This is a genomic window from Microcoleus sp. D3_18_C4 (assembly GCF_036702355.1).
Lineage (GTDB): Bacteria > Cyanobacteriota > Cyanobacteriia > Cyanobacteriales > Microcoleaceae > Microcoleus.
This window is the reverse complement of the sequence record NZ_JAUBTF010000039.1, coordinates 34,548-47,601: the sequence shown is the minus strand read 5'-3', so window position 1 is coordinate 47,601 and position 13,054 is coordinate 34,548. Positions and strand designations below refer to the sequence as shown.

The following is a 13,054-nucleotide window of genomic DNA, read 5'->3' as shown; positions in this document are numbered from 1 at the left end:
GCTCCAAGCAGCCAGACGCGCGATCGCAATCCTAGAGACACTGATACCGATAACTTAAATCTCTAAAAATTGTTGCCATAGTCAAAATTATGTATACCTTGCTATCGACTTAAGATATTATTAAGTTATATGATAAAGATAAGTAACAGAACTGAGACGATGGGAGAGCTGTAACCGCTATGGGTCGTGTGGGAGTATTGCTATTAAACTTGGGCGGGCCAGATCAAATCGAGGATGTCCGTCCTTTCTTGTTCAACTTGTTTGCTGACCCGGAAATCATTCGCATTCCGTTTCCGTGGATGCAAAAACCGCTCGCCTGGTTGATTTCGACCCTGCGCTTTCAAAAATCCCAGGAAAACTACCGCCAAATCGGTGGCGGCTCTCCTTTACGGCGGATTACCGAGGAACAAGCCACTTCGCTGCAAGAACTCTTGCAAGAAAAGGGACAGGATGCTCGAGTATACGTGGGGATGCGCTACTGGCATCCTTTTACTGAAGAGGCGATCGCCAAAATTAAGCGCGATCGCATCGAACATTTGACAATCTTGCCGCTGTATCCTCAATTTTCCATCAGCACCAGCGGTTCTAGCTTCCGGCAGCTAGAAGAAATGTGGGGCAAAGATCCTGCCCTCAAGGATATACAATATACCGCCATTCCTTCTTGGTATCAGCGGCCTGGTTACATTCAGGCAATGTCGGAATTGATAGCCCAACAACTAGACCACAATCCGAATCCCGATCGAGTTCACATCTTTTTCAGTGCCCACGGCGTCCCCCTCAGCTACGTAGAAGAGGCTGGAGACCCCTATCAGCGCGAGATTGAAGATTGCACTCGTCTGATTATGGAACATTTGAACCGATCGAACGAACACACTCTAGCTTATCAAAGTCGGGTTGGCCCGGTGGAATGGCTCAAGCCTTACACCGAAGACGCCATTACCGAATTGGCAGAAAATGGAGTCCAAGATTTGTTGGTAGTTCCGATTAGTTTTGTTTCCGAACACATCGAGACTCTGCAAGAAATTGACATGGAGTATCGAGAATTAGCAGAAGAATCGGGGATTAAAAATTTCTACCGAGTGCCCGCCCTGAATACTCATCCGGTGTTTATTGAAGCGTTGGCCGATTTAGTCATCGAGTCGATCGAATCTCCCAGCGTTAAATTCTCCGATGTGATACGCCCTTCCAAGACAGTGAAAATGTACCCTCAAGAGCAGTGGGAGTGGGGTTTGACCACGGGGGCGGAAGTCTGGAACGGTCGTGTGGCGATGATTGGTTTTGTGGCACTATTGCTGGAGTTAATTACGGGTCAAGGCCCGTTACACTCGATCGGATTGCTTTAAATTGACAGTTGACAGTTGGCAGTTGACTGTTGACTGTTGACTGTTGACTGTTGTTACACATGACTAATGATATCAAATCGGTTGGTATCGGAATTATTCATCTCTCTCTTCTCTTCCTCAGCCCCCTCTGCGCCCTCTGCGGTTAAATAATTCCGAAACAACCGTAAACGATATAACTAATCACTAATAACTAATCAATAATTAATCAGGATCGCGCTTGCGGCGGCGGGGATTTCCCCTATCGCCCGGTATTCCCTGACTTTTGTACCAGCGATACCACTCTTTAGAACTGCGAATTGCCAGCCACAGCAGCATCATCGCCACTAACCCTCCCTGCCGTGGTGCGTCAAAGGCAAACAAAACCAAGGAAATGCACAGAACATCTTGGAGGAAAATCACCCAAATCGGCAATCCCCGCAGCCGATAAAACCATCCTGCTTGTACCAGTTGCAGCACTAAAGCCAACAAACCTCCGACAATACCAATTATCCACAGCATCCAAGGGTGAGCAATAATTTCCTCGATCGAACTTACTTGAGCGATCGCAATTCCCATAATTGCTCCTACAATGGGGCTGAAAATAATTTGCACAATTTGCAGTACCCGCTGCCCTACAAAGGTTTTAGAAGCAAATAACTCTAACAGCGACCAACTCACCAAGATGGTGATAGCCACCTGGGGGGGGACCCCCGACAATAGAGGTATTTCAGACCAAAGTTTGTCAATCCGCAACAAACCAATTAACAGCAGGGGCAGGGCAATTCTCATACCCCCTGCCGCAGACGCAGAGAGTGCGGCTAGGAGTCCAACCATAATAATAATTCAGTTTCTAACGTCAGCTAAAGCCTCGATCTATTTCAGAATTTAATTCCCCTGATGGCTGGCTATGATTTGAGCGATCGAACTCAAATTGAGGCTTGAGCTTAAATATCACCCTCTATTGTAAGTGTATCTGCTTAATCCTGCTTGGCACTGCGATATTGTCGATCGACAATATCGCAGTTGACTGTTAACTGTTGACTGTTGTCAGAATAAAGGAGGCAGCATTCAACCAGGATTGTGATTAAATTAGCTTAAGCACCCGAATCCTTCTTCTCTCTGACAACAGTCAACTAACTTCTTATGTCTGAATCATTATTTGCCGATGCCAGCCGCCGATTAGAACGAGCCTTAAAATATGTGTCCCTTTCCGAGGATACGATCGAACGGCTGAAACACCCCAAATCCAGTTTAATTGTATCGATTCCTGTGCGGATGGACGACGGTTCCCTGCGAATTTTTCAAGGTTATCGGGTGCGCTACGACAATACCAGAGGCCCGTCTAAAGGAGGAGTGCGCTATCATCCGGGAGTATCCCTTGATGAAGTGCAATCCTTAGCATTTTGGATGACTTTTAAATGTGCAGTTTTGAACTTGCCTTTTGGAGGAGCCAAGGGCGGAATTACTCTCAATCCCAAGGAATTGTCCAAACTGGAATTGGAACGGTTGAGCCGGGGCTATGTCGATGCGATCGCAGATTTCATCGGCCCCGATGTCGATATTCCCGCGCCGGATGTCTACACCAATCCCATGATTATGGGTTGGATGATGGATCAGTACAATATTATTAAGCGGCAGCTTTCTCCAGCGGTGGTGACTGGAAAACCAGTGACAATTGGCGGCAGCTTGGGCAGAGATACGGCAACAGCAATGGGTGCTTTTTTTGTAGTACAAACTATTCTACCCAAATTTGATCTAAATCCTCAAGATACAACTGTAGCAGTACAAGGTTTTGGTAATGCGGGTGCAGAAATAGCAGAACTCCTGTGGAAAGCAGGTTACAAAGTTGTTGCTGTCAGCGATTCCCAAGGAGGAATTTATGCTAAACAAGGGCTGGACATCCCCAGTATTCGAGGATTTAAAGATTCTAACAAAGGTATCAAAGCTATTTACTGCGAAGGTTCGGTTTGCAATATTGTAGAACACGAAATCTTAACCAATGAGCAACTTTTAGCATTAGATGTAGACGTGCTGGTTCCTGCCGCTTTGGAGAATCAAATAACAGAAGCCAATGTTAATGATGTTAAGGCTAAGTTTATTTTTGAAGTAGCTAACGGGCCGATTGATTCTGCTGCTGATTTGATTTTAGAAGCGAAGGGAATTCACGTAATTCCTGATATTTTAGTCAATGCGGGAGGCGTAACGGTTAGTTATTTTGAGTGGGTGCAAAATCGCAGCGGACTTTATTGGACGCTGGAGGAGGTCAACCAGCGGTTGAAGCATAAAATGGTCGAAGAAACTGAAGCAATTTGGAAAGAATCTCAGGAATTGTCAGTTTCTATGAGAACTGCGGCTTACGTGTACGGGTTAAATCGACTCGGAGAAGCGATGAATGCGAAGGGAACGCGGGATTATTATGTGAACGGTTAACAAATAAAATCCCCGACTTCTTCTGGTTATGTTCGTGAAATATCGAAGTAATTTCAGAAGTCGGGGATTTGGCTATTGGCTATTTAGCCTTAGTCTCCGGCATCAAACACTTATCAGAATCGCAGCCCGCCGGCCCCGAATCCATCATTTCACCTAAGTCATAGCGACTTAGTGCCGCGTGAAAAACATCAATTTCGCGGCGCGCTAAAGTCTCTTCCACCATCTTGGTGTAAGTTTCCTTGTTTATCGGTTCAAACGGTAGACGCGGGAAAGTTTCAAGAGCATCAAATCGAGCTAAAAGCGCTGCGGAAATGTAGCCTTCATCATCGCGAATCGCCTCGTAAATCCGAGTGCCAAAACTTTCAACCTCATTTTCGCGCAGTTCAATCGTCGCCGAAGTGTTATGTCTGACATAGAACTTTTGCACCTGCATATAAAAGTCCATTTGTGCCGCCGCTGAGAACTTGTTAATGTCAATTTCATCAGCACCGGGCAAGTCAGCCCAACTTACTGCAACAGGTATTTCTACCAGCCATTCTGTACAGCGTTCATCAAAGGGATTGTTCAGCAAATTGCCGTTTTCATCTTTGTCAGATTGAGACGGAATCACGTTGTATCCGTAGTCGATGCAGGCGAGGGCTACGGGGTCGTTTTTGCCGAAAGTGATTCGGCGAATGAAACGCTGGGCTTTCGGCGGATGCCACCCCGGCGAAGCACCTGTCAGCAGAGATTTAGTACCCGATGGTTGAACCGTTGTGCAGCGATTTGGGCGTTTTAAGGAATGGCGATCGCAATAATCCCATACTACCCGATTGACAATCTCGCGCCAACCACTCAAATACTCTTTTTCCCGCTGTTTAAAAGCCATTCCTTGCGGAGTTTGCGGGCGGCCTTCCACCCACCAGCGCAGCCACTCAACGCCAAAAGCATGAACGAAGAAATCGAACAATCCCGTGAAAGATACGCCGACAATCGGGTCTAGTTCGCGGCTGTATTGATAGCGGGGTTCAAGAAATTTGTGATTGAGAAGTACCGCGACAGATAGAGCCGCCGCCCTGAAAGCTTCCTCCTGTTCTTTGAAGTTGTAAGGATCAATTTGATTGAGGTGAACCTCTGCCAAATTACAGTGGAAATTAGAGCCGATGATTTCCATTTTTGTTACCCTAAAGGCTTTTTATCCTTTAGTTCTACAGATTCGATTTTCCCTGTAGCTCGGCGTACTTTTTCATTTACTGTAGTTGTAAATGCCCCGCACTCTTGCCAGGATTATATTCTTCAAAAAAGAAGGTTCACCCGGTACGCTCTACGGTGGTAAAGGATTTTTAATTCCCTTACTTACCTCGGAGTTAACATCTCAGTCTTCTCCGATTTTGCGAGGTTTTTTACGTGAGGCAAAATTACTTACCACACGGGTTTAAGCCCACGCGGACTAACCGATGCTCTAACTCGCCAGCAGTCATATTAGGATGGCGTTCCTGCAACCACTCTTTAGCTTTTCCTTCGTCGTAAGCTTTCAAAAACTCACTTCTAAGACTCGGTGTTGAAAGTAAATCAACGTTAGATCGAGCTACAGCTTCCCCGGCCCATTGAATCGCACCTTCGCCGCTGTAATACTGTTTGCGGACAGCATCAATACATTCTTCTAGTGTAGGTTTGGTATGGAAAACTCGCGTATGGTTGGCCATCCGAAGGGCATCGCGTTCTGGATCTATTCTCCAGTTGCCATTTTCATCTTGTTGCCACAAATTATTTTTAGCATTTGCTCCGAGTTCGTCATCAGCATAAAACTGACGCATTCCGGCCGATCTTCTAATGTTTCCAGCAACAATTGTCACCGCAGCTTCATCTATCAGCACGCAGCATTCAACTGAATTTAACTGCCGCCCTAAAGCTTTATTCAAAATTGCGGCGCAGCGCTGATAAAGGTCGGGCAATTTCACGGGATTGGCTACTCCGCCAAAACCTTTTAAAGGTTCTCCCACCGGGCGAACGTCGCTCAAATCAATGAATACTTGAACTTCTCCTGCAAATCTTTCATCTGTGGATAATTCCAGCAAACTTTGATAGGAGTTTACCCAACCTTGGCGAGAATCTCCGACATAAATAGTTGCGGTTTTTTCTGCTATTTTTACTTCTGTTTCTTGACGGCGCGACTGGGCGGGTGTAGAGCCGATTTCGCCTTGCATGGTTAGGGTTAAGCGGTTGCGAATCGGCGGGAGTTGGTTGATATATTGTGGTTCCAAGACTGCCCCAGTGCCGCAGCCCATCATTGCCAAATCCATCAACAAGCCAAAGGAACGCCAGTCAAGAATATTTGTTGATGAGCAATTATATGCGCCGGAAAAATTCTCTGGTTGCTCGATCCATTTGCTGCCACCTACCCACAGCCAGCGGCCTGAAGCGAGGGTTTTGAGCTGGTTTTGCATCCGGTGCAGCAGTTGTGTTTCTTCGGGGGTGAGGTTTCCCAGCTTTTGCAAGCCTTTGACTGTTCGATCGCACACTTCGGCCCAAGTCTCCCTTCCCGTCTCGGTACGGCGACTGTAAGTCCTGAAAAATACTGGATTGGCTGCGGGTGCTGTTTCCGGGAAATCAGACGGGTTGCGTTGATCGCTGGCACTCGATCGCTCTAATTCTCTAACCATAGGTTGTGTACTGACGTGTCGGAATAAATCAACAGACTACGAATATACAACAGGATTCAGATTTAGGGTTAAAGGTTAATATATTTGACAATTTGCACTAAATATGGGGCACAGAAGTGTACAAGCTCGATCGGGCGAGCTCCTCAAAACTTGACAAAAAAACCCGATTTCATCCTGAAACCGGGTGAATACCAAATCTTGTCAATTGTCAATCCTTTGTCAATAAAAACTCAATATTGGGTAACAGCGGGTCTTGAACAACCCCCACACCGTTAAAGCCCCAACGTTCAAGTAGCTTTTTTACCTGAGAACCGGAAATCGATTCTACTCCGAATCGATCGGCAACATCAGCAGCGTGGGCATTGAGATAGCTCAAAGCGTCATAGTCTTCGCGAAACATCAGCAGGTAACTCACTGCCGCATCTGGATTGGGATTCGCGGACAAATATTTGCCGTCACTGCGGGAACGTAGCAAGTAAAAAACTTGAGATAACATTTTATCTTGTTTGTCAAAATAATAGATTAACTCAAATTGGGCATTGGGAATCGGGAATCGGGGATTGGGCATTGGTAAATTAAAAAAGTTTAATTATTTTTCTTCCTTCTTCCTTCTTCCTTCTTCCTTCTTCCTTCTTCCTTCTTCCTTCTTCCTTCTTCCCCTATTTAAATCAAAGTCAGTGCTAAACCTTTAATCCCTCGCCCGTCACCAATTTGACCGACAATCGAAGCTTGACCGGTCGTCAAATTGATATTGTACAGGCTGGAAACTCCGCCAACCTCGATCGCAGCCAAAGCCGTCTCGTTACCGTTAAGACTCCTGATATCAAAGCCGAGAACGGTACCAGCATCAATTCCCAAAGATCCGATCGTATTCAACACCCCATTATTCGGCGGATCTTGCCGCACCAAAACGTCTAAATTGGTGTCAATTGCAAACAGCGTTGTCGAAGCTGCCCCTGCAAAGTTATTCACATACGCAGCAGCCGCAGCCGCGCCGGGATTGCCAAAATTAGGATCGCCCCCAGCATAAGCCAAATTCCCGTCGAGTTGAACTCCCCCCGTCAGCGTGTCAAAATCCACAAGTGCCCCGGTATCCGGGTTGAGGCGGGCGTTTTGACCGGCTTGATTGACAAACCGAATTCGATCGACCGTCGGATTGAAATCAAAACCCGCAGCCCCCGGAGTTAGGGGAACAGCAAACTGCCCGCTACCCACTTGACTTGCAGCCCCAGTAACCGGATTGATGGCGTATAAGCGATTGCTAGAACCCACACCGTAAAGCACACCGTTAGCGGGGCGAAAATCAATTCCCAGCAAGCTTTCTCCCGGTTGCAATCCTGTAACTGCCACGTCGCTGAGAATTGCCCGCGGTGCCGCCTCGTTAAAACCGACAATTGTTTCAGCGCCATTTCTGACAGTTAAGGCGTAAGCTGTAGGCAAAGGCAAAGCCAAACCGTTAATCTGTCTCCCGTCGGCAATTTGACCGACAAAGGAAGCTTGACCGCTACTTAAATTGATATTGTACAAGCCGGAAATGCCACCCACTTCCAGCGCCGCCACTGCCACCTCGCGGCCGCCAATACTCCTGATATCAAAGCCGAGAACGCTATTCGCATCAACTCCCAAAGATCCGATCGTATTCAACCCTCCATTATTCGGCGGATCTTGCCGCACCAAAACATCTGAATTGCTGTCAATTACAAACAGCGTTGTCGAAGTTGCGCCCGCAAAGTTATTCACATACGCAGCCCCAGCAGCAGCCGGAGAACTTCCAGAATTGCGATCGCCCGCAACATAAGCCAAATTCCCGTCGAGTTGAATTCCCCCCGCCAGCGTGTCAAAATCCACAAGTGCCCCGTTATCCGGGTTGAGGCGGGCGTTTTGATCGCCTTCATTGACAAACCGAATTCGATCTACTGTCGGATTGAAATCAAAACCCGCAGCCCCCGGAGTTAGGGGAACAGCAAACTGCCCGTTACCGACTGGACTTGCTTCCCCAGTCATCGGATTGACAGTATACAAGCGATTGCTAGAACCCACACCGTAAAGCACACCGTTAGCTGGCCGATAATCTATTCCCAGCAAACTTTCTCCCGCTTCCAATCCAGTCACGGGCAAATCTGAGATCACACTTCCCGGATTGGAAAGACTAAAACCGACAATCCGATTAGCAGGAGTTAAAGCATAAGCCGTTGTCCGCGCTGGAGGCGGGGGGCTGGGAACAACGCTGCCAATATTATTAGTGAAACTTGCCTGGTTAATTGCACTTTGTCTCACCCCTCTGAGAGTAGCGAGAAATTCTCCTGTTACCCGGTCTTGAATAACAGTATCGTTTCCAGCTTCCAGAATATTCAAGTCGCTAAAACTGAGACCTTCCCCCAAACCGATTAAATCTGTACCTGGTACAAAATCGGCGATCACGTCGGCATTTGCCAAACTAACACCGCCACTGGTGCGGGAAGGGTCAGCCTCAGCGTAGCGCCTCAAAACAAATAGGTCTGCCCCGTCTCCGCCTATCAGGACATCAGTATCTCGATCGCCCGACAAAACATCATTGCCAGAGTTGCCCGATATGGAATCGCTGCCTTTTCCGCCCACTAAAAAATCGTTACCTTCGCCGCCGTTAATAATGTCGTTATCTAAATCTCCAAAAAGCGAATCTTGACCAGAATTTCCATCAATTAAATCGCTTTGCTTACCTCCATAAATGCTGTCATTACCAGAGTTTCCGGCAATGGTGTCAGTGCCCATCAAACCAAAAATCAGGTCATATTCTGGAGTTCCTGCTAGCAAGTCTGCTTGGCCGGTGCCTCTAATTTCTGCCATGTTCTAATCAGCCTCTAAATTTGATACTTCTGTTGCCTAACGGCGGTGGTATTCTCAGTTAAACTATCACAAGTTCGCACTTTTAGGATAGTTTTTGTTATTTTCGGCTGTAGGGGTGGGTTGCCATAAAAGTATTACAGGCAGATCAAATGATATATAAACCAGGCCCCGGATTCAAATAAACCCAATCCTAAATACCGATCACTTAGCCCTATTTTATAGTTGGCTGTGTAGCCAAGAGCGATCGCAGCTCAACTGCAAACAGGGAAGCTGAAATTTTTAGCGGTGCGAACCTATGAAATTTTGTACTGCGTTCATTAGTAATATACGCTGACTCTATAATTTTGGATCTGTACGGTCAGAAATTATTTTTTAACTTTAATCTTAAAGCCTGCGACGGTGGGCTTTGTGTGTGTAGCCGCGACAACCATCATCAAGTCTGCACGGAAAATTCCTGTGGATCAATATCCCAATTTGCCCAGCGAATTGCCTCCCTAGCTGATGTCAAATTTGGCGGCACTCTCAAAGCGTGAATGAATCCCGTACTCGGACAAGTCATTTTTAACAGACAAATCGGCTCGACATCGGCATTATCTATTTGTAATAGTGCATATTCCTGCCAACTATCTATTTGTTGTGCTGACAACTCTTGACAAATGCGATCGTAACCAATTGCTTCAATTAACACTCGCCGAAGTTCGGCATTTTCTTCTGCTAAAAGCCATTGGGCTTGCCATTGATTTGGGTGGACTTTGCCGTATTCTTCAGGCAATTTGACACCATGATAATAGTAAAAATTCCATCCATCGGCAAACTCGATCGCAGGTTCTGCTTCAGCGTGCAAGCGGTTTTGCCTGTCAAAGCGCAGGTGGCGGGGGCGATCGCACACCGCGCAAATCTTTTCAAAGGGAAATATCCAACCGCAATGCTCGAAAAGCAGCTTTTGGCAGCGAAGTATTTCTTGTGCCTTTTGGGAAATATTGACGCCTAATGAAGATATATACCATTGAGTCAAATAGATTTCTTCAAACAAATTCGTGGGGGTTTCAGGGTATGTGAGGCCGAACAAATAAGCGGGAAAAACATTCCCCATCATTCGTTCCGAGCGCTCATATTCCTCAACCAATTCGTACATTAGCGAGTTCAGTGTGCTGTCTGCTTCCGACTCCATCGTCATGCTAAGGAGCTCATACTCCCACACCGCCGGACTTGTAAAGTCTCTCACAATCGATGGGGACATGGACATCCATTTCCAGTCTAGCTTTTTCCCCAATCTATTCCCATGTCCTTCGTTTGACCAGTTTGGTGAATGGTCGCCTTTTGCCAAGTTGAAGATTTGGAGAAAAGCGTCGCGGGGACTGCTGCAAATAATAACGGAGGGCTCTTCTAGGCCAATAGCAGCATAGGCAACTTTGACTGCCTCTGTGGCTTTTTGAGCATCTATTGGCCTAGTCAAGAGAGTAAGACGTTTCTGTGCGAGTTCGCCTAACACGCACATAGCGGTAATTCGATTGGCGCGAAGATCGAGTTTGGTCAGATTGGTGAGCTTACGCAAAACGCTGAAGTCGGTAATTTGATTGCTGCACAGATACAGTGTTGTCAAATTGGTGAGCGAGCCGAGGAATCTGATGTCGGTAATTTGATTGTCGTTGAGAGACAGTGTTGTCAGATTGGTGAGCGAGCCGAGGAATCTGATGTCGGTAATTTGATTTCTGCTGAGAGACAGTGTTGTCAGATTTGTGAGAGAGCCGAGAAAGCTGAAGTCGGTAATTTGATTGTTGTTGAGATGCAGCGTGGTCAGATTGGTGAGCGAGCCGAGGAATCTGATGTCGGTAATTTGATTCCTGTCCAGATCCAGTGTGGTCAGATTGGTGAGCGAGCCGAGGAAGCTGAAGTCGGTAATTTGATTGTAGCTGAGATTCAGTGTGGTCAGATTGGTGAGCGAGCCGAGGAAGCTGAAGTCGGTAATTCTATTGTTGCTGAGATTCAGTGTGGTCAGATTGGTGAGCGAGCCGAGGAAGCTGATGTCGGTAATTCTATTGTTGCTGAGATTCAGCGTGGTCAGATTGGTGAGCGAGCCGAGGAAGCTGATGTCGGTAATTTGATTGTAGCTGAGAGACAGTGTTGTCAGATTGGTGAACGATCCCAGCAAGCTGATGTCGGTAATTTGATTGTAGCCGAGATCGAGTTTGGTCAGATTGGTGAACGAGCCCAGCAAGCTGATGTCGGTAATTTGATTGCCGCACAGAGACAGTGTTGTCAGATTGGTGAGCGAGCCGAGGAAGCTGATGTCGGTAATTTGATTGCAGTCGAGATGCAGTGTGGTCAGATTGGTGAGCGAGCCGAGGAATCCGATGTCGGTAATTTGATTGCAGTCGAGATGCAGTGTGGTCAGATTGGTGAGCGAGCCGAGGAAGCTGAAGTCGGTAATTCTATTGTTGTTGAGATCCAGTTCTGTCATGCTTGAAAGTATCTGCTCCGCTTCTTGTGCGTCATCAGTGCCAGCCTTTCTTAACAACATCTTAACTGTGCACTTTGCGTCTTCTGAAAGGCTGTCAATATGCCTGTACCAGTCGGCAAAGCGGCTAAAAATCATAGACTCGTTTGGTCTTTGTTCAGACATAAAACACTTCGAGATGGGTAATGGGAATACTGTTGACTGTTGACTGTTGACTATTACCAATCGCCCTTGCGTACCTTCTATTACTGAATTAAGTCTTCTATTTCAAATCTTCCAGCTTAATCCGAGGATCGACAGCTTTCAGCAGCAAATCCGCCAACAAATTCCCAACAATCAACATCGTCGCACCCATCATCAAACTCGCCATTACTAAATACAAATCTTGATTGTTCACCGCATCCAGAGTCAGCTTTCCCAAACCCGGCCAATTAAAGAAATATTCGGCAATAAACGCACCGCTCAACAAACTAGCAAACTCAAAACCCAACAACGTAATCAACGGATTAACAGCATTCCGCAAAGCATGAATGTAAATTACTCGATCGTCCGGCAAACCTTTAGCCCGTGCGGTTCGGATGTAATCTTGACGCAGCACGTCTAACAATTGTCCGCGCATCAATCTTTGCAAACCAGCAAAACCAGTAAGGCTGAGGGCAACAGTTGGCAAAATTAAGTGCCAGCCGTAATCGAGGATTTGGCCCCACCAAGGTAAGTCTGCGTGGTCGATACTTGTCATTCCTCCGACGGGGAAAAGAGGCGAAGTATTTTGAGCAAAAAATAGCAGCAGCAAGGCTGTGATAAAGCTGGGAAATCCTTGTCCCGTGTAGCTGACTACTTGCAGAACTCGATCGACTGTGCGGTTTTGATTGACGGCCGCGACAATTCCCAAAGGAATCGCGATCGCCCAAGTTACAATCAAAGATGCGATCGCCATTAATAACGTCGCCGGTACTCGTTCCCACAGCAGCGAAGCTACGGATCGCTGATACACAAAACTCGTGCCAAAATTTCCCCGCGTCACAATTTGTTGCAGCCACAGCCAATACTGCACAATCGCTGGTTTATCTAAGCCGAACTGCTGTTCGAGTTGCTTGAGTGTCTCCGGCGAAATCTTCGGATTTTGGCTCAAAGTATCCAAGTAATTTCCCGGTGCTAGTTCAATAATTGCAAAACAAAGCATCGATGCCAAAAATAGCGTTAAAAGTGCCTGCAACAGTCGCTTGAAAACATAAGTAAATGTTTCCCCAGCAAACAGAGAACTCAATAAGTGCCAATTTCGATTAGATTTAATAGAAGTCATACGATTTTAGATTTTAGATTTTAGATTTTAGATTGGAAGAATTGTGAATGATATTAATGCCGATTGCATCGGA

The 13,054-nt window shown here is 46.6% G+C and carries 8 protein-coding genes and 2 pseudogenes; 2 read left to right on the top strand and 8 right to left on the bottom strand.

Annotated elements, in window-relative coordinates; all coding sequences use genetic code 11:
- Positions 1 to 179 precede the first annotated feature (179 nt).
- Positions 180 to 1,343: a ferrochelatase gene (hemH, locus tag QUA90_RS19225; protein WP_333227257.1), complete on the top strand. Its 1,164-nt coding sequence runs from the start codon at positions 180 to 182 to the stop codon at positions 1,341 to 1,343.
- Between the two features lie 201 nt (positions 1,344 to 1,544).
- Here hemH and QUA90_RS19220 read toward each other — a convergent pair whose 3' ends face one another.
- Positions 1,545 to 2,156, bottom strand: coding sequence for a DUF4126 domain-containing protein (locus QUA90_RS19220; RefSeq protein ID WP_333345503.1), 612 nt, complete (start codon positions 2,154 to 2,156; stop codon positions 1,545 to 1,547).
- Positions 2,157 to 2,465: 309 nt separating this feature from the next.
- Here QUA90_RS19220 and QUA90_RS19215 point away from each other — a divergent pair, with 309 nt between their 5' ends.
- Positions 2,466 to 3,752: a Glu/Leu/Phe/Val dehydrogenase gene (locus QUA90_RS19215; protein WP_333331191.1), complete on the top strand. Its 1,287-nt coding sequence runs from the start codon at positions 2,466 to 2,468 to the stop codon at positions 3,750 to 3,752.
- 79 nt (positions 3,753 to 3,831) lie between these two features.
- Here QUA90_RS19215 and nrdJ (QUA90_RS19210) read toward each other — a convergent pair whose 3' ends face one another.
- The 7 genes and pseudogenes from nrdJ (QUA90_RS19210) to QUA90_RS19185 form a co-directional block, all read right to left on the bottom strand.
- On the bottom strand, positions 3,832 to 4,905 hold the full coding sequence (nrdJ, locus tag QUA90_RS19210) for a ribonucleoside-triphosphate reductase, adenosylcobalamin-dependent (protein WP_333447154.1): 1,074 nt from the start codon (positions 4,903 to 4,905) through the stop codon (positions 3,832 to 3,834).
- 244 nt (positions 4,906 to 5,149) lie between these two features.
- Positions 5,150 to 6,394, bottom strand: coding sequence for a ribonucleoside-triphosphate reductase, adenosylcobalamin-dependent (gene nrdJ / locus QUA90_RS19205; protein WP_333331186.1), 1,245 nt, complete (start codon positions 6,392 to 6,394; stop codon positions 5,150 to 5,152).
- Positions 6,395 to 6,602: 208 nt separating this feature from the next.
- Positions 6,603 to 6,890 (bottom strand): hypothetical protein, encoded by a 288-nt coding sequence (locus tag QUA90_RS19200; RefSeq protein WP_006630975.1) that lies wholly within the window; start codon positions 6,888 to 6,890, stop codon positions 6,603 to 6,605.
- Positions 6,891 to 7,057: 167 nt separating this feature from the next.
- Positions 7,058 to 9,220, bottom strand: a complete 2,163-nt coding sequence (locus QUA90_RS19195; RefSeq protein WP_333447152.1) for a DUF4394 domain-containing protein — start codon at positions 9,218 to 9,220, stop codon at positions 7,058 to 7,060.
- Between the two features lie 433 nt (positions 9,221 to 9,653).
- Positions 9,654 to 10,220: pseudogene (locus QUA90_RS30470) on the bottom strand (DUF6745 domain-containing protein); the annotation flags it as partial.
- 510 nt (positions 10,221 to 10,730) lie between these two features.
- A pseudogene (locus QUA90_RS30465) lies at positions 10,731 to 11,681 on the bottom strand (leucine-rich repeat domain-containing protein); the annotation flags it as partial.
- A gap of 259 nt (positions 11,682 to 11,940) precedes the next feature.
- A complete protein-coding gene (locus QUA90_RS19185; RefSeq protein ID WP_333331178.1) occupies positions 11,941 to 12,981 on the bottom strand; it encodes an ABC transporter permease in 1,041 nt (346 codons plus the stop codon).
- Positions 12,982 to 13,054: the final 73 nt, after the last annotated feature.